The organism is Pedobacter aquatilis (genome assembly GCF_032678405.1).
Lineage (GTDB): Bacteria > Bacteroidota > Bacteroidia > Sphingobacteriales > Sphingobacteriaceae > Pedobacter > Pedobacter aquatilis_A.
The window spans coordinates 214,250-233,014 of sequence record NZ_JAVTSJ010000001.1 but is presented as its reverse complement, the minus strand read 5'-3'; the positions used below and the strand labels follow the sequence as shown (position 1 = coordinate 233,014).

General features: G+C 34.9%; 16 protein-coding genes. 9 read left to right on the top strand and 7 right to left on the bottom strand.

The window, feature by feature from the left end; translation table 11 throughout:
- Positions 1-92: 92 nt before the first annotated feature.
- The 3 genes from R2R71_RS01000 to gatB form a co-directional block, all read right to left on the bottom strand.
- The gene (locus R2R71_RS01000) at positions 93-782 is read right to left on the bottom strand and encodes a response regulator transcription factor (RefSeq protein ID WP_316829368.1); all 690 of its coding nucleotides are present in this window, start codon (positions 780-782) and stop codon (positions 93-95) included.
- Positions 783-885: 103 nt separating this feature from the next.
- On the bottom strand, positions 886-1,998 hold the full coding sequence (locus R2R71_RS00995; RefSeq protein ID WP_316829367.1) for a TlpA disulfide reductase family protein: 1,113 nt from the start codon (positions 1,996-1,998) through the stop codon (positions 886-888).
- A complete protein-coding gene (gatB, locus tag R2R71_RS00990) occupies positions 1,998-3,455 on the bottom strand; it encodes an Asp-tRNA(Asn)/Glu-tRNA(Gln) amidotransferase subunit GatB (protein ID WP_316829366.1) in 1,458 nt (485 codons plus the stop codon). The genes R2R71_RS00995 and gatB overlap by 1 nt, the downstream gene beginning before the upstream one ends.
- 144 nt (positions 3,456-3,599) lie before the next feature.
- On the opposite strand from gatB, the gene R2R71_RS00985 reads away from it, so the two are divergent.
- Positions 3,600-4,190, top strand: a complete 591-nt coding sequence (locus R2R71_RS00985) for a hypothetical protein (RefSeq protein ID WP_316829365.1) — start codon at positions 3,600-3,602, stop codon at positions 4,188-4,190.
- A gap of 121 nt (positions 4,191-4,311) precedes the next feature.
- Positions 4,312-4,791 (top strand): hypothetical protein, encoded by a 480-nt coding sequence (locus tag R2R71_RS00980; RefSeq protein ID WP_316829364.1) that lies wholly within the window; start codon positions 4,312-4,314, stop codon positions 4,789-4,791.
- A gap of 34 nt (positions 4,792-4,825) precedes the next feature.
- Here R2R71_RS00980 and R2R71_RS00975 read toward each other — a convergent pair whose 3' ends face one another.
- Entirely contained in the window at positions 4,826-5,410 is a 585-nt protein-coding gene (locus R2R71_RS00975) for a DUF3575 domain-containing protein (protein WP_316829363.1), read from the bottom strand.
- Positions 5,411-5,433: 23 nt separating this feature from the next.
- Positions 5,434-8,046, bottom strand: a complete 2,613-nt coding sequence (gene alaS, locus R2R71_RS00970; RefSeq protein ID WP_316829362.1) for an alanine--tRNA ligase — start codon at positions 8,044-8,046, stop codon at positions 5,434-5,436.
- A gap of 118 nt (positions 8,047-8,164) precedes the next feature.
- Between alaS and R2R71_RS00965 the strand changes: the two genes are divergently transcribed.
- From R2R71_RS00965 to R2R71_RS00935, 7 genes are all read left to right on the top strand, one after another.
- The gene (locus tag R2R71_RS00965; RefSeq protein ID WP_316799409.1) at positions 8,165-8,500 is read left to right on the top strand and encodes a MerR family transcriptional regulator; all 336 of its coding nucleotides are present in this window, start codon (positions 8,165-8,167) and stop codon (positions 8,498-8,500) included.
- A gap of 135 nt (positions 8,501-8,635) precedes the next feature.
- Positions 8,636-9,436, top strand: a complete 801-nt coding sequence (locus R2R71_RS00960) for a hypothetical protein (RefSeq protein WP_316829361.1) — start codon at positions 8,636-8,638, stop codon at positions 9,434-9,436.
- 7 nt (positions 9,437-9,443) lie between these two features.
- The gene (locus R2R71_RS00955; protein ID WP_316829360.1) at positions 9,444-11,456 is read left to right on the top strand and encodes a helix-hairpin-helix domain-containing protein; all 2,013 of its coding nucleotides are present in this window, start codon (positions 9,444-9,446) and stop codon (positions 11,454-11,456) included.
- 4 nt (positions 11,457-11,460) lie between these two features.
- Complete coding sequence (locus R2R71_RS00950) at positions 11,461-13,548, top strand: ComEC/Rec2 family competence protein (protein WP_316829359.1); 2,088 nt, start codon at positions 11,461-11,463, stop codon at positions 13,546-13,548.
- Between the two features lies 1 nt (position 13,549).
- Complete coding sequence (locus tag R2R71_RS00945) at positions 13,550-14,326, top strand: enoyl-CoA hydratase/isomerase family protein (protein ID WP_316829358.1); 777 nt, start codon at positions 13,550-13,552, stop codon at positions 14,324-14,326.
- Between the two features lie 21 nt (positions 14,327-14,347).
- Positions 14,348-15,004, top strand: a complete 657-nt coding sequence (locus tag R2R71_RS00940) for a DUF4412 domain-containing protein (protein WP_316829357.1) — start codon at positions 14,348-14,350, stop codon at positions 15,002-15,004.
- Between the two features lie 96 nt (positions 15,005-15,100).
- Complete coding sequence (locus R2R71_RS00935; RefSeq protein ID WP_316829356.1) at positions 15,101-17,272, top strand: S9 family peptidase; 2,172 nt, start codon at positions 15,101-15,103, stop codon at positions 17,270-17,272.
- Positions 17,273-17,307: 35 nt separating this feature from the next.
- On the opposite strand, the gene R2R71_RS00930 is transcribed toward R2R71_RS00935, so the two are convergent.
- Entirely contained in the window at positions 17,308-18,018 is a 711-nt protein-coding gene (locus R2R71_RS00930; protein ID WP_316829355.1) for a DUF3307 domain-containing protein, read from the bottom strand.
- Positions 18,018-18,629, bottom strand: coding sequence for a SatD family protein (locus R2R71_RS00925; protein ID WP_316829354.1), 612 nt, complete (start codon positions 18,627-18,629; stop codon positions 18,018-18,020). Before R2R71_RS00925 ends, R2R71_RS00930 begins: the two co-directional genes overlap by 1 nt.
- Between the last annotated feature and the right edge of the window lie 136 nt (positions 18,630-18,765).

Sequence of the window (18,765 nt, the reverse complement as noted above, 5' to 3'; positions counted from 1 at the left end):
ACAATATAATAAGAAAATATATAAACGCAAAAAAACCGTAGCGCAACTATTTGTACAGTCTAACTACGGTTTAATATTTTTTTTCTTTTTAGTTACGAAAGCTCAAACTTATAGCCAACACCTTTAACTGTGGATACATAAGTTTCACCAAGTTTCTCACGTAATTTACGAATGTGAACATCAATTGTTCTATTGGTAACCACAACTGAATCTTCCCATATATTTTTAAGGATTGATTCGCGTGTATATACTTTTCCTGGTTTTGAGGCCAGCAAGTATAGTAATTCGAACTCTTTTTTAGCCAGAACTACTTTAGTACCGCCCTGAAATACTAAGTAAGCTTCACGATCGATAACTAAATCACCTATTTCTAATTTATTTTCAGAAACTTCCTCAGTGCCGGCATTTCTTCTTAATATGGCGTTAATACGACTAACCAAAGCACGAGGTTTTATCGGTTTGGCGATATAATCATCAGCACCAACATTAAAACCTGCAATTTCAGAGTATTCCTCACTCCTTGCGGTTAAGAAAACCATAAATGTATTTTTAAATTCAGGAATGGCTCTCATTAAGCGACAAGCCTCAATCCCGTCCATTTTCGGCATCATTATATCCAGAATAATCAAATCAGGATGAACCTTTTTGGCAACAGTTATTCCCTCCTGACCGTTAGCGGCTGTAAATACCTGGTATCCTTCTTTTTTAAGATTATACTCAATTAACTCCAGGATATCTGGTTCATCATCAACAATTAATATTTTCTGACCTGCGTTGTTCATAGTTAAATATTTGTTACGAAAATACTGCCTCAGATGTAATTTTTGGTTAAGACTAAGTTAAGAAATTGTTAACGACTTAAATTAGTTTAACATTGAGTTTCTTTTAACGTAACGTTTTTGCTAAAAATGCATCCAGCTCATCACCGCGGAGGTTTTTTGCAGCAATTTTTCCTGTTGGGTCTATGAGATAGGATGTCGGTATAGCCTGAACCTGATATTTTTTTACGGTTTCTCCGTTGAAATCTTTTAATTCTGATAGATGTGTCCAGGTTAAACCATCAGCTTTGATTGCTCCTAACCATGCAGCTTTATCAGTATCCAGTGATACACCTAAAATATCGAAATTTTTAGTTCTGTATTTATTATAAACCTTAACCACATTAGGATTTTCCTGGCGACATGGCTGACACCAAGATGCCCAGAAATCAACCAGGACATACTTACCTTTATAATCAGTTAAACTAACAGGTTTGCCATCGGCTGTATTTGCGGTAAAAGCTGGTGCTATTTGCCCAACCTGAACCGTTTTTAACAAGGCCATTTGCTTAACGAAAGTATCAACCGTAGCATTGCCTTTAATTTCATCTTTTACCTCATCGGCAAATTTTACCAGTTCAGCTTCAAATTCCTGCGGACTTAAGGTATTCATGGCATAGAAACTGGCTAAAGTTCCTTTGTTATCTTTTGCGAATTTAAGGATAGATGAGTTTAACTGATTAGTATATGATTCATACCTTGGTTTTAATTCTTCCAGAATGGCAGCCCTGTTTTGAGGTTGTGTTGCCACTTTAGCCTCAAAATCCGACTGAAGTTGTTCAACCTGTTTAGCATAATTATTTCTAATGGTATTCAATTCAGAAAGTTTTTCAACTTCATTTGCTCCCGAAATTTTATAAGCCATTGTTTTATCTGCTAAATCAGCCTCAAGTTTAATTTCATCACCATTTTTGGCAATTAACATAAACTCATGATTCCCAATTGAAACCCTGAAAAAATCTACAGAAGGTGTTTTACGGATAAACTTAAATGCGCCTTTTTCTGATAGATTGGTCGAATCAATTGCAACCATCTGGCTGCTTTGCATACCATACAGAAAAACCTTTTTCTCCCCTCCCGGATTCTGAAATGTTCCATCAATGGTAAAACTATCTTTTGGTTTACAGGCTGTAAAAGCAATTGCTATTAATACAATAAGGCCTAAATTTTTTAATTTCATTATTTTAATTTTTCAAGTATCAGTTCATTTAATTTTTTTGCGTCAGCTTTACCTTTAGCCAATTTCATTACATCGCCTACAAACAAACCTAAAACGCCTTTTTTACCTTTTTTATACGCTTCAACCTGTTGTGGGTATTTATTTAATACTTCATCTATAAAACCGTCTAACTCACCGGTGTTTTCGGTGATAAGCAGGTTTAAATGTTGTGCAAGAGCAGCGACATCAACATTTTCTTTTTCTTCAACTGCAGGTAATAATCTTTGAACAGCGATTTGTTGCGTTAACTTTTTTTCATCAACCAGATTTATGGTCGCTGCGAGTTGTTCAGGTTTTACCTTATAATTAGCAATGCTTATTTCCTTTTCGCTTAAAACGGCTCTAATTGGCCCAATTAGCCAGTTGATTAATGTTTTCTTTGTTTTTACAATTGGCAAAGCCTGATTGAAGTAAGCAAGCAAATCTAAATCTTCAGCAAATAAAGTAGCATCGGCTTTGTTAATACCAAATTCAGCAATCATTTGTTTTGATATTTCGTTAGGCAAAGGAGGCATCGCTGATTTAATTTCTGCTAACCAATCATCAGAAATGCTGATTGGCTGTAAATCAGGGTCGGCGAAATAACGATAATCATTTGCTTCTTCTTTTGTTCGCATTGGCGAAGTGGTACCTTTATCTGCATCAAAGTTTAATGTACTCTGAACAATTTTGCCTCCACTGGAAATTACTTCTACCTGGCGACCAAATTCAAAATCCATTGCCCTGCGCACATTACGCATAGAATTTAAGTTTTTTACTTCGCATCTTGTGCCAAATTCGGCTGAACCTTCAGGACGAATGGATATGTTGGCATCGCAACGTAAGCTTCCCTCTTCCATGTTACCATCACTAACATTTAAATGTCGAACCAGTTTCCTGATTTCACTTAACAATGCTGATGCTTCTTCAGCGCTACGGATATCAGGTTCGGTTACGATTTCAATTAAGGGTACGCCAGCCCGGTTTAAGTCGACTAGCGAAAAGTTATCGTCCTGGTCGTGTACGCTTTTTCCGGCATCTTCTTCAAGGTGAATTCTGTTAATTCCGATTTTTTTAGTTGAACCATCCGCCAGTTCAACTTCAAGAAAACCATTTACACAAATAGGTTGGTTATCCTGCGTAATCTGATAGCCCTTTGGTAAATCGGCATAGAAATAATTCTTTCTGTCGAAATGGTTAACCTGATTAATTGTACAGTTTAATGCAAGGCCGATACGAACGGCTTTGGCCACCACCTCTTTATTTAATTTGGGTAATGCACCGGGTAATGCCAATGAAACCGTCGAAATATTTTGATTAGGTAATGCTCCGAACGATGCGCTATCAGCTGAAAATATTTTTGTATTGGTGTTTAACTGAACGTGAATTTCCAGACCTGAAACGAGCTCGTATTTGTTTTCGGTAGTACCTAAACTCATATAAAAATGGTGCCTTTAAATGTATTATGCACGCAAATATAGTTAAAGAATGTTAAAACGAATTGTCTCAATTAAACAGTTGTGTAATGGCTATGTCTATTTCATTAATTAATCCTTATAAGAAACCGTAAAATTAAAAATGTTATGAAAAAGTTAGTGTTATTTGCCGTAGTTCTGATGGTTTCATTATCCGGCATAAACAATGCAAATGCGCAGGTTAGTTTAAATGTTAATATAGGTTCTCAGCCTGTTTGGGGACTAGCAGGCTATAATCATGTAGATTATTACTATTTCCCTGATATTGATGCCTACTATTACGTCCCATCTGGTCAATATATTTACTCGAATGGTGGCCGCTGGACATGGGTAAACAGTTTACCTGCCCGATTCGGTAATTTCGATGTGTACAGGGCTTACAAAGTGGTTATTAATGAGCCTAAACCTTATTTGAGAAACAGTGTTTACGTAGCCCGATACAGTAAGTTTAAAAATTATTATGGTCGTCAACAGGTAATCAGAGATAGCCGTGACAGCAAATATTATGTTGTAAAAGGCCATCCTAAATATAATTCAAATAAAACTGTAATTATAAATAACAGCAGGTCATATCGTAATCAAAAAACTGTTGTAAAAGTTAATAACGGCAATCATGGCAATCGAAATAATCAAGAAGAAAACAGATACAGAGGTGGGAATAACCGTCCGGAAAGAAATAACGGTAAAGGTCGTGGATAATATTAATAGTTAGTTGTGGTAAGGGAGTTTCGAATGAAGCTCCCTTTTTTATAAATCCGTTACAATAGAATTTTTGGCACAGCGTTTGAATTTAGAATAGCACACACTAATAGAAACGATTATGAAAAAGTTATTTATCATCTCTGCGATTTTAGGAATCGTAGCTTTAACATCAAATCAATCTAACGCTCAGGTAAGTTTAAATGTAAATATCGGTACACAACCTGCATGGGTTCCCGTAGGTTATCAAAGTGTTAATTATTATTATCTGCCAGAGGTAGAATCCTATTATTATGTTCCTCAAAGGCAATTTGTTTACTTAAGTGGTAGCAGGTGGGTTAGATCAAGATATTTACCTGCAAGGTATAGAGGATATGATTTGCACCGTGGCAGAAAAATCGTGATGTATGGAAATAGTCCTTATCGCAGTTACAGTACACATAGAGTAAGGTATTCTAATCATGTAAATGTTATACGCACCTCATATGGTGGCGGACGAAGAAATTACAGGCCACAACGCAATGAATTCAAACATTACGAAAGAAGAGGAAATGGTAATCATTTTGGTAATGGACATGGTCGCGGACATGGAAGACATTAAAAAAAAGGAGGCTTGAAGGCCTCCTTTTTTTATTTTAAAATCTTTTTCCGATAGTGATACCTATTCTTGGAAAGGCATCGATTGAATTACTTTTAAAAACCCTTCCTCCTCCTAAAAGAAGTTCACCTAGAAATCCGTTTCTTGTTAAGAATTTAGCGCCAGCAGCAACTCCAAGTCCAAATTTAGTGTAATTCTTATCTAAAGTAGAATAATCAAATCCTACTGGATATGATGTGTAAGGAAGGGTACTGCCATCAAACTCTTTATAAGAAATTACTGCAGCATTTCCTTCGATAAAAAAACCGTTAGCCTTTTTCGAGCCAAAATAAAGTCTGTAATGCGGTGTAACCAAATAGTTAATTCTACTTCCATAAACATTTTCATCCGTTAATCTAACGGCCAATGAAACCCCAACACCCATGTTATCTTCGAGCAAGCGCTCATAAGAAATTTCAGGAATCCCAATTACTGTATTGAGCAAGTTAATTTTAACTTCATTGTTTCCACCATGACCAATGGCTTCTGATTTAGCTTTAATAGTTTTTGAAACGCTATCTGTTTGCGCAAAAGCAAATAGTGATGAAGCCATGATAAGGGCTAACAAAAAATGTTTTTTCATTTAAGAGGTTAATTTAGGTATGATTAGTGAATAAAATTTTCTGCCTTTTGAAGAACGTTTGGTAATCCCGCAGGATTTTTTCCGCCTGCTGTTGCATAGAAAGGCTGACCGCCACCCCCGCCCTGGATTTCTTTACCCAATTCGCGGACAATGTTTGATGCATTCATTCCTTTTTTAACCAGGTGGTCAGAAAGCATAACGGTAATACCTGGTTTACCATCAATTTCTGATGTAAATACAAGGAACAAATTATCAATCATTTCTTTAAGTGAAAAGGCCAGGTTTTTAATTGCATCAGCACTTTGTAAATCGATATGCTTCGCGATTAAATTAATTCCGTTTATTCCCCTAACGTGATGAACTATCTCATGTTTAAGATTATTAACGCGTTCTAAAGTAGATTTTTCGATTTCCTTTTTGAGCTTTGCATTTTCATCCAGCAAAGCCTGAACAGAAGCTGATAAATCTTTACTTCCGTTTAAAAGGGCTTTTAAATGGCCAAGTTCACGACGTTGATCTAAGAAATACTGTTCAGCTTTATCGGCAGTAATGGCTTCAATACGACGCACACCTGCGGCCACGGCACTTTCTGATATTATTTTGAATGAGCCAATTTGACCCGTTGCTTTAACATGTGTACCACCGCAAAGCTCTTTAGAAAAATGATCGTCGAAAGTAATCATACGGACAAAATCGCCATATTTTTCACCGAACAAGGCCGTTACACCGCTTTCAATAGCATCCTGATAAGGTACATTTCTTTGCTCTTTAAGTTTAATGTTTTGCCTGATTTTCTGGTTTACGATTACTTCAATCTGTGCCAATTCCTCATCAGTTACTTTTGCAAAATGAGAAAAATCGAAACGTAAATAATCTGCATTAACTAATGAACCTTTCTGGTTTACATGTTGTCCTAAAACCTGTTTTAATGCCGCATGTAATAAATGTGTAGCCGAATGATTGTCTTCAGTTAAAATGCGTTTGTCTTCATCAACAACTGCCCAGAATTTACCTTCCAGGTTATCCGGAAGAATATCAGCAAAATGAACAGTTAATCCGTTTTCTTTCTTAGTATCAGTAATATCAATCCAGAACTGACGGCTATGGTCTTCCAAACGGCCGGTATCTCCCACCTGACCACCACTTTCTGCATAAAAAGGTGTTTGGCGTAAAACGATTTGAAATTGTTCTTTTCCTTTTGCCTTAACCTTGCGGTATTTTAAAATCTCAGTTTCGATTTCAAGCTCGTCATAACCTACAAATTCGCTTTGGTCATCGGTATTGACAATAACCCAGTCACCAGTATCAATAGCAGTTGCTGCACGACTATCATCTTTCTGTTTTTTAAGGGCTTGCTCATATCCGATTAAATCAACACTCCAGCCTTTTTCACGAGCCATTAATTCAGTTAAATCTATCGGAAAACCAAAAGTATCCGATAATTCAAAAGCAAAGCTTCCCTCAACTAAATTGTTTTTGGCCTGATATTTTTCAAATCGCTGTATTCCGGTAGATAACGTTCTTAAGAAAGAAACCTCTTCTTCCAAAACTACTTTCTGTACAAAATCTTGCTGCGAAATGAGTTCATCGAAAACACCTTTAAATTGCTCGGCCAATAAAGGAACCAGTTGATTTAAAAACGGCTCTTTAAAGTTTAAGAAAGTATAGGCATAACGTACAGCACGGCGTAGAATCCTGCGAATAACATAACCTGCTTTATTATTTGATGGTAACTGTCCATCGGCGATTACAAATGAAATGGCACGGATATGGTCGGCCATAACACGCATAGCGATGTCTGTTTTCTCGTCAGCTCCATATTTAATTCCCGATTTTTCAGCAATGAACTGGATTAAAGGTTGGAAAACATCAGTATCATAATTGGAAGTTTTATCTTGTAAAACACGCACCAAACGTTCAAAGCCCATTCCGGTATCAACATGCTTAGCTGGTAAACTTTGCAATGAACCATCTTTCAGACGGTTAAATTGCATAAATACATTATTCCAGATTTCAATAACCTGCGGGTGGTCGGCATTTACAAGGCTAGCGCCATCAACCAAAGCTTTTTCTTCTTCAGTACGGCAATCAACATGTATTTCAGAACATGGTCCACAAGGGCCTGTATCGCCCATTTCCCAAAAATTGTCTTTCTTGTTTCCAGGTAAAATATGGCTTTCATCTACATATTGTTTCCATAAGTCATAAGCTTCCTGGTCTTTTGCAAGTCCCTCTTTCTCATCTCCTTCAAAATAGGTAACATACAACTTATCTTTAGGTATTTTATAAACTTCAGTTAAAAGTTCCCAGCTCCAGGCGATGGCATCTTTCTTGAAATAATCACCAAAACTCCAGTTACCCAGCATTTCGAACATGGTGTGGTGGTAAGTATCAATACCTACTTCTTCTAAATCGTTATGTTTACCTGAAACACGTAAACAGCGTTGTGTATCGGCTACACGGGCATATTTTATTGCGGCTTCACCTAAAAACAAATCTTTGAACTGGTTCATACCTGCGTTGGTAAACATCAAAGTGGGGTCGTTTTTAACTACGATTGGTGCCGATGGAACAACATGGTGTTGTTTCGATTCAAAAAAACTAAGGAATGCCTGTCTAATCTCTTTTGCTGTCATTACATTTTATTAATTGGAGGAACAAAATTAAAATTTTATTGCGTTAATAAGGAAAAATCGAGCTACATTTGAATACTTTAATTAATCGATGTAAAACCTTAATAATCAATCACAAATTATGCCTTACAAAGAAAGAGATATCAATAAAATGTATTATACTATGGGCGAAGTGACTGAAATGTTTAATGTTAACGCTTCCCAAATTCGATTTTATGAGAAAGAGTTTGACATCCTTCAACCAAAAAAAAATAAAAAAGGTAATCGTTTATTTACTCCTGAAGACATCGAAAACCTTAAGATAATTTTTAACCTGGTTGATGAAAAAGGATTTACACTTAAAGGTGCAAAGGAGCATTTGAAAAACAACAAATCGGATGTTAAAGAGAATCAGAAAATTATTGATTCTTTAGAAAAGCTTAAAGGTTTTCTGGTTAATCTGGCACAAGAATTATAAAATATTTATTGTGAATTCAATATAATAGGTTGGTAATCAAATAAAATATATTTTTTGTTTTATACTTTTTCTTTATATTAGGATAACCAAATAACAATCAGCCCTATTTTTTATTTACCGGTTTAACGCCCTCAAATGAAAATATGGAATGTATTGTTAATCTCCCTCACCCCTTTTTATTTATTTGCCCAAAACAATTTAGGGCCTCGGCTAACTGCTATGGGCAACAATGGTGCTGCCGTTTCCGATGTATGGTCGTTAAAGGCTAACCCTGCCGGAATTACTGCTTTAACGCAGTCTACTTTATCGATTAATTATATAAAACACCTCTTTAGTAATGAGATTAGTACGCAAGGATTGGTGGCAGTTATACCAGTAGAAAATAATTTTGCTGGTATAAGTTTAGAACGGTACGGCTTTTCCGATTATAATGAAAGTAAAATAGGAATTGCTTATTCAAAGCGGTTTGGCAATAGGTTATCTATCGGGCTAAATGCAAATTATCATCAGCTTAAAATTACAAATTACGGCGTATCAACAGGTTTTTCGGTTGATGCAGGTATCCTTTATAAATTAAGCAACAAACTCATTTTAGGAGCCTATACCAGTAATCCAGCAAAACAAAAATTTAGCGCTACCGAAATTCTAGCAGAAATACCTGTTTCATTTAATATAGGTGCTTGTTACTCCGTTTCGGATAAGGTGTTAATCGCTACAACTGTAAATAAAGTTTTAAATCATGTTATTGATGTTAGTTTAGGGGTAGATTATAAAATAATTGATTTATTGAGTTTAAGAGGTGGTTTAAGTGTTAAGCCTTTTAAACAATATGCCGGTTTTGGCTTGAATTACAAGAAATTGCTAATGGATATGGCTACTTCTTATGATGCAAACCTGGGTTATTCACCTCAAATTGCTATTGGTTATGCGTTTTAGGCTGATTATGATTGCATTTGTTTTGATCGGACTTACTGCAAATGCACAGGTAGCAGAACAAGAGGTTGATATACGGGATATTTTAGAAAGTGTGGCAGAAAATCTTCCTGACGATTACGATATGACTGAATTAATCGACGTTTTAACCAGGTATAGAAAACACCCCATAAACCTGAATAAAACTACATCTGAAGAACTTAAGACAATGGTTTTTCTTTCTCCACTTCAAATCAGTAATTTCTTAAACTACACTAAAGAGAATGGAAAATTTGTTGATGTTTTGGAACTGCAAAGTATAGACGGCTTTGATATTAAAACCGTTCAAAACTTACTTCCATTCGTTACGGTATCTCCTATCACCGAATATGAAAAACTAAGCCTTAAAAATATCTTAACATTTGGTGAAAGTGATTTGGTAATGCGTTATGCCCAGGTTTTAGAAAAACAAAAAGGATACACCAATTTACCAGGGAACAGGTATTTAGGCTCTCCGGAACGCTTTCAAACCCGCTATCGCTTTCATTATGGTTCCATACTTTCGGCAGCTATTACACTTGATAAGGATGCTGGCGAAAAATTTATTGGGAAACCATTTGATTTCTTTTCGGGAAATATTGCTCTTTTTAAGTTAGGCAAACTGAGAAAATTAGTTATTGGCGATTATACTTTACAATTCGGGCAGGGCTTAACACTTTGGTCGGGGTTTTCTTTTGGTAAGGGACCGGATGTAACCAGTGTGGCAAAGAAAGATTTAGGTTTAAGGCCTTACACTTCTTCAAACGAATATTCATTTCTCAGAGGTGCTTCAGCTACGGTTAATCTTTTTAAAAATATCGATTTCACGCCTTTTGTTTCTTTCAGAAATTTAGATGCAAGCCAAAGTCTTGATTTCGATGGTAATCTTGTTCAATCAACTATAAATCAAACAGGCTATCACCGAACACTTTCGGAAATTAAAAACCAAAATTCTTTAAGCCAGCAAGTTTACGGAGCAACAATACAGTATGCTAAAAATGAATTAAGCCTGGGTTTAATAGGTTATCAAACGAAATTTGGAAATAACTTTATAACACAAACAGCCGTTTATGATAAATTCAGTTTTACAGGAAATTCATTAACTAATCTGGGAGCCTATTATAATTATACATTCAAAAATATTTATTTCTTTGGTGAGGTTGCAAGAAGCCTCAATAGTGGCCTGGCTCATGTTAATGGTGCTTTAATAAGTTTGTCTCCAACGGTTTCCGCGGCGATAACTTATCGTAATTATGGGAAAGATTATCATAGTTTCTTTAATCAGGCGCTGGCAGAAGCGAGTGAAGCTGTTAATGAAAAAGGTTTATATGCAGGCTTAAACATAATCCCAAACAAGAAGTGGACATTTTCAATTTACGGCGATTATTTTCAGTTTCCATGGCTTAAGTACCGTGTTGATGCTCCATCTAAGGGTTACGAAGTATTAAGTCAAGTGGTTTATAGCCCCAAAAAGTATTTTAGGATTTTACTAAGGTTTAAAACCGAAAATAAGCAGCAAAATACTGATCTGGAAGTTCCGATTAACTTTTTGGATGATGTAAAAAAGGAAGGGTATCGTACTGAAATAGACTGGCAACTCAATAAAAAATGGAGTTTTCAGAACCGACTTGAGGTTTCTCAATATAAAAAAGGTGCTGCTAATCAAGAATTTGGTTATTTAGTTTATCAGGATATCAACTACTCGCCTATGTTCTCTAAAATTACCGGAAACCTAAGGATTGCTTACTTCGATACACCGAGTTATAATAGCAGGATTTATGCTTATGAAGATGATGTATTGTACAGTTTTGCTTTTGGTGTATATAGCGGTAAAGGATTTAGAACATATTTAAACCTGAAATATAATCTCTTGAAGAAATTAAATATATGGGCTAGGTATGGAATGTTTATTTACAAGGATATAGAAACCGTTGGGACATATTTGGATGAAATACAGGGAAATAAAAAATCAGAGATAAAATTTCAGTTAAGGTATCAGTTCTGATAATATGTTTAAAGCCGAATATGCGTTTGTTAGAATTTTAGCTCCCCTGGCTGCAGGTATTGGTTTGTTTTATTTCTTTCCGTCTGGAAAATTACTGGCCCTTACAATAGTTTTAACAGGAACCTTATTTCTTACACTTTTGCTTTTAAATGTTATCTATAAAAGAATAAATGGCTACAAATTCAAAGGCATAACCGGAAGTTTTATTTTCTTGTTTTTCTTCTTTTTTGGCGGCTTTGTTTGCCTGTTAAATAATGAAAAACTTAATTCAAACTACTTTGGTACAAAGAATTATAAGTTTTTAAAAATCTGGGTAAATGATGAGCCTGAAAAAACAAATGATATTTTAAGGTTTAAGGCAAGGGTTATTTCAGGTTATATCAATACCGATCAAATAAAACTAAGTGGCCAATTGTTATTGGCTTTAAAGCTAGATAGCCTCAGTCCTGTTCATTTAAAATATGGTGATGAATTGATTGTTTCAGCAAATTATCTTGAAGTTGAGCCCCCTTATAACCCGGCAGAATTTGATTTTAAGCGTTGGTTAGCTGCGCAAAATATTTATGAACAAACATTTATTAATCAAAATCATTTAACTAAAACAAATCGCAATATTGGTAATCCTGTTTTAAAATTTGCTTTTGATTTAAGAAAAAAACAGATAGATAAGTACAGAAAGTTAATTAATAATGATGAAGCTTTCGCGGTTGCATCAACACTTATTTTAGGCCATCGTGCAGATTTAAGTAAGGAAACATTAGCCGCATATTCAAAAACGGGAACTATTCACGCCCTTTCTGTTTCTGGTAGCCATGTTGCCATTATTTTCTTTGTGCTCGATTTTCTGTTAACCTTTTTAAACCGAAGGCGTTCACTTGTAATCGTTAAGTTTCTGCTAATTTGTGGCTTTATCTGGGGATATTCTTTAGTTACGGGTTTATCTCCTTCGGTTGTCCGTTCAGCTATAATGATCAGCATTTTTATTGCTGCAAAAACTTTTGCAAAGAATAAAAATGGCTACAATACACTAGCATTTGCTGCTTTTTGTCAATTGGTTTATAATCCATTCCTCATTTGGGATGTTGGTTTTCAACTTTCTTATCTTTCTGTTTTCGGATTAATTTACCTTCAGCCTAAGATTTACAAATGGATTTATGTGAAAAATAAGTGGCTCAATAAGGTTTGGGAACTGGTAGCACTTTCTCTTGCAGCTCAAATTGTAACCTTTCCACTTTGTATATACTACTTTCATCAGTTTCCAGTTTACTTTCTTTTAGGAAACCTTTTTATTTCAATTCCACTTATCCTTATTATGATTTTAGGGATTGTCGTTCTGATTCCTTTTGCCGATAAAATTTCGACAGTTCTGGAATGGACTATTATTTCAACCAATTCGGTATTGAAATGGATTGCGAATTTGCCCTATTCAACCCTTTCATCTGTTTGGATTAATTTACCAGAGTTGATTCTTTTGAGTTTAGCCCTGGGTTTGTTCGTTTTCGCAATGGCTAAATACAAAAAGAAATTTTTGCTTACTTCATTGCTGCTTTATATCGTTTATTCAGTTTTGATAATTATTGATAACCAAAGAGCCATCTATCAAAAGAAAATTATCTTTTTTACTTTGAGAAAAAATTATGCCGCTGCATTTATCACCGGAAGACAAGGCGTTTTAATTACTGATTTAACTGCCAGCGATAAAAACTTTAAGTTTTTTGTTAAACCAGCGTTAGAGCAAGCACAAATAGAACAAATCGAATTTATTAGTTTAAAGCAGAATACTGTTTTACCAAATTTTATTAAAAAAGATAATCAGATAGTATTTTATAATCACAAGATTTTAGTTGTTGATGAAAAGTTTAATTACAAAAAGTTATCCGCAAATGCGAAATTTTCGAACATTTGGCTAACCGGGAATAGTAAGTTTAAACTCGAAAACATTTCAAAAGGTATTAAATACGGATCTATATTGATTGATGCAACAAATAAGGATTACAGGATTAATTTATTGAAGAGATTTGCAGATAATAATAAAACAGAAGTACATGTTTTAAAGAAAAATCCTGCATATTTGGTTTTCCTAACCCAATAATATGAATAATATGGTTTTGTATGGTGTAGATAATCGAATAGCTACCATAACCATTAACCGGCCTGAAAAGCGTAATGCGCTTAATCCGCAATTAATTGCTGCGCTAACTGAAAATTTCATCAAAGCTTCTGAAGATGATACTGTTAAAATTGTAATACTAAAAGCTAATGGAGGTACTTTTAGTGCAGGTGCTGATTTAGCATATTTACAGCAACTGCAACAAAATACCTTTGAAGAAAACGTAGCAGATTCAAATAATTTAAAAAAGCTTTTTACAACCATCTATTACTTGCCCAAAGTAGTTATTGCCCAGGTTGAAGGACATGCAATTGCCGGAGGTTGTGGCTTGGCTACTATTTGCGATATTGTATTTGCAACACCAGAAAGTAGTTTTGGCTATACCGAAGTTAAGATAGGTTTTGTTCCTGCTATTGTTTCATGCTTTTTGAAACAAAAGGTGAGTGAAACTATTGCAAAAGAACTCCTGTTGACAGGGAAAACCTTTTCTGCAGAAAAGGCACTTGAATATAAGTTAATAAATTTTGTAACAAATTCATCCGAAATTCATCAAACTGTTAACGAATTTGCATTAAGTTTGTGTAGCGAAAGTTCGGGCAATTCATTAATGGTTACAAAACAACTGATTACCCAAACAAACAACCCCCTATTGGAGAAAAGTTTAGAAATTGCTGTACAAATTAATGCCCGTGTGCGTGAAAGTGAAGATTTTAAGAAAGGCATTGAATCGTTTCTGAATAAACAAAAAATTAACTGGTAAAAATTAACTAAAAATAAAAACATGTTAAAATCAATCAAAACGAGCGTTATCGCTTTAATGTTAGTAAGCACGGCAGTTATTGTTCATGCGCAAAAAAAAATAACTGAAGGTACTTTGGTTTATGGCCTTAAATATAAAATAGATGCACCAGGAGCTCCCGAGCAGCAAAAAGTTAAATTCAATGGTGATATTTCAAAGTTAGAAATGGATTTTGGACCTGCTTCTGTTGGTGTTTTTATGGATAACAAAAGTGGCGCAGGTTTACTTTTGGTTGATATCCCAGTAGCTCAAAAACAACTGGCTTCAAAAATGACTAAAGCTGAAATGGAAGAATCGAATGCTGCAAAACCTAAGTTTTCTGATTTTAAAGCTACAGGCGAAAAGAAAACCGTTGCTGGTTATAATGCTGAAAAATATACTTTTAAAGATGATAAAGGCGGAACCGGAGAGTTATGGGCTACTACAGATGTAGATGTTCCGGTTACAATTGCTACAGCTGAATTTAAAGAGGTTAAAGGTTTTATTGTTTTAATCGAAACATCAATGGCAACAGTGACCTTAAAATCGATAACTGAAGGTAAAGTTGGAGAACTTTCGATAACAAAAATCCCTTCAGGTTATGATGAAATTACTTATGCAGAAATGAAAGCATTACAACAACAAGGTGGTGGTGAATAAATAACCAATATCTGATAATTAAGAGCTTTTTAACTGACGGCATTTTATTTAAATTAGCCGAAAAGTTAAAAAGCTTTTTTTATGACCTAACTTAATATGATTAAAAATTTATTACTCAAATTATCAGTTGCATGCATAGCTGTTTGCTTGTTAATTGATGCAAAGGCCCAGAGTGTTAATTGGGCAAAAGATGGTAATTCTTATTACCAGATTGCTGGTGGTGAAATTGTGTCAGTTACACTCCCTAAAAATGAACGCAAAACGGTAGTTTCAAGAGCATTGTTAATTCCTTCAGGTAAAGATAACGCAATTCCAGTTCGTAGTTTTCAATTATCTGCCGATGGTACAAAAGCCTTGATTTATACCAATAGCAAAAAAGTTTGGCGTTATGATACACGTGGTGATTACTGGTTAGTAGATTTAGCGACCAATAAGATCACACAGATTGGTAAAGATAAACCGGCTTCTTCTTTAATGTTTGCAAAATTATCTCCAGATGGAAACAAAGTTGCCTACGTTAGCAAACATAACTTATATGTAGAAAATATTGACGGAACGGATTCAAAAGCTTTAACTACCGATGGAACTGATCGCATGATTAACGGAACTTTTGATTGGGTTTATGAAGAAGAATTCGATTGTCGTGATGGTTTTAGATGGAGCCCTGATGGCAAATCAATCGCTTATTGGCAAATTGATGCCACGAAAATCAAGAATTTTTTAATGATTAATAATACCGATTCTATTTATCCCTATACTATTCCTGTAGAATACCCAAAAGTTGGAGAAAATCCTTCTGCTTGTAAAATTGGTGTGGTTGATATTGCTTCAGCTAAAACAAACTGGTTAAATGTACCGGGAGATAATATTCAGCATTATATCCCTCGTATGCAATGGGTGCCAAATAGTAATGAGATCATTCTTCAACAATTAAACCGTGAACAAAATGAGAGCATTGTTTTTATTTGTAATGCTTCAACAGGTAATGCTAAGGCTGTTTACACGGAAAAAGCTAAAGCGTGGATCGATGCCCAGGATGAGTGGAAATGGTTAAATGATAATAAAGAATTTACCATTTCATCAGATAAAGATGGTTGGAATCATTTATATAGAATTAGCCGCGATGGTAAAAAAGAAACCTTAGTAACTAAAGGGAACTATGATATTATTGATGTTAAGTTAATTGATGATAAAAATAATTATGTTTATTTCATGGCTTCGCCAACTAATGCAACCCAACGCTATTTATACAAAACGAAATTAGATGGTAAAGGTAAATTAGAGCAAGTTACTCCATCTACTCTACTCCCTGGTACGCATAGTTATGATATTTCTCCAAATGCTGCTTTTGCACGCCATGGTTACAATAGTTCTGTTGTTAGGCCAGTAACAGAGTGGATGAACTTTACTACTGGTAATCCTTTTACTATGGATGGTAGCATTACTACGCAACTTTCTAAACAAGAAGCACCTAAAAATAAAGTAGAGTTTTTTAAAGTGACTACTGAAGACGGTATTGAACTAGATGGCTGGATGAAAAAACCAGATAATTTTAATCCAGACAAGAAATATCCTGTAGTATTTTATGTATACGGAGAGCCAGCTTCTCCAACTGCTTCAGATACTTATGGAGCTGGTAGAAATGGTTTGTATGCTGGCGATATGGCTAAAGATGGTTACATTTATATATCGATGGATAATCGTGGTGCACCAGTTCCGAAAGGTGCTGCCTGGAGAAAAGGTATTTATAAAAATATCGGTGTAATCAATATCCGCGATCAGGCTATGGCCGCTAAAAAGCTACTTGCTACTTATTCGTTTATGGATAAAGATCGTGTAGCTGTTTGGGGCTGGAGCGGCGGAGGTTCATCTACGCTGAACCTAATGTTTCAATACCCTGAAATTTATAAAACCGGTATCGCAATTGCAGCCGTTGGTAATCAGTTAACTTATGATAATGTTTATCAGGAGCGCTATATGGGCACACCTTTTCCGAGTAAAGAAGCTTATGTGAAAGGCTCGCCGATTACCTATGCAAAAAACTTAAAAGGAAACTTATTATACATTCATGGTACAGGTGATGATAACGTTCACTATCAAAATGCCGAAATGTTAATTAACGAATTGGTTAAAAACAAAAAGGTTTTTCAGCTAATGAGTTATCCAAACCGCACGCACAGTATTTCTGAAGGTGAAGGTACCAGTGAACATTTATCATTAACTTGTACCAAGTTTTTAAGAGATAACTGCCCTCCCGGCGCAAGATAAGAGAAGATTAAAAAGCAGCTTTAGGGCTGCTTTTTTTATACAACAAACATTTGGGTTAACAAACTTATGATGATGGCGATGCCGAAACTAAGCAAAGTTCCAATCAATACATATTCAGTTAGTTTTAAATCGTGTGCTTCTTTTAAATCGCCGAAACGAAAGATAGATTTGGCCGCGAGTAAAAATCCAACAGCTTCGAAATGATTGGTTAGGATGAAAACGAATATTAAAACACGTTCTAATATTCCAATATATTTTCCCGCATTTTGTAGTGATTTAGGGCTTTCATCATCATTTTCCGGTAACCATTTAGCAATAATTACTTTCATGATAATTGATGTAGGCATCGTTAAAAACAATGCTCCCGATATTAACAACCATGTTTTAGTTTCGTTTAAGAAACTGATGTTTAAGTAACCTTTGTAAAAAAAATGCCAAACAAGAACAATTGAACTGAAATGCAGGAGCTGATCAACGAAAAATAATAGCCTGGCATTCTTCTTTGTTTGAAAACTTGATTTTAATGCATCAATTATTAAATGTAATATACCAATTGATAAGGCTGTTTTCCACACGTTAAAACTTAAAAAAACAATAAATATCAATGCGATATGAATTAGAACATGCAGGTATAGTTTTCCTGATTTTAATTTCTTTTTCTCCTTATCCTTTACCCACGTGTTGGGCTGAAGAAAAAAATCTCCTATTAAGTGAGCAATAATAATTTTGATTAAATAAATGTCCATTATTCAGCAAATAACTGGTTCAATTTTTTACGGTATATTTTATCCATTTCCATTAATTCTGAATAATGGGCACGTTTTAAAGCTTCACTAACAGATGATTGTGTACGGCCTGAAATTGCAGCCAGTTCGCTTTGTACGGCATTTTCATTTTCTAATGCTAATTTCACCATTTCTGCGGCTACTACTCCCCAGCTGTCCATCGCAATTAAAGATAGTTTAATTAAAACATTCACTTCCTCATCGAAATCAACAAAATCAGTTTTAATGGCCAGGTTAACTTTCGCTTGTTTTAAACTATCAAAAGCAGTTCCTGAATTCACAAAGGCATCTCCGCTCGATTCGGAGAGTTTTTTCCTTTTATTTTTGATGTCTCCGATTCCAATCCCCATTCTTACATCAGCAGGTTTGTTTATTCTGATACATGCTTTTAGGTAAGCGGTAGCTTTAATTGCATCTTTTGCTTCAACCTCTACCTGAAAACTATCTCCACGATAAATTTCCCACTTATTATTTTGTCCTGAAACTGCTTTTAATGCTGTTTTTAAGCTAAGCAGCCAGCTGTCTTTAATTTTACGTGAGCCAACGATATCGCCTGTTATTATGCAAATCATAGTACAATATAGAATTAATAAACTACATTTCAAAGATGTTATCGGCTAATTAGCCGATATTTCTATTTATCGGTTAATTAGCCGATATTTTAAATTATCGGGCTTTTAGCCGATATTTTTTTAAAACTTATCATAT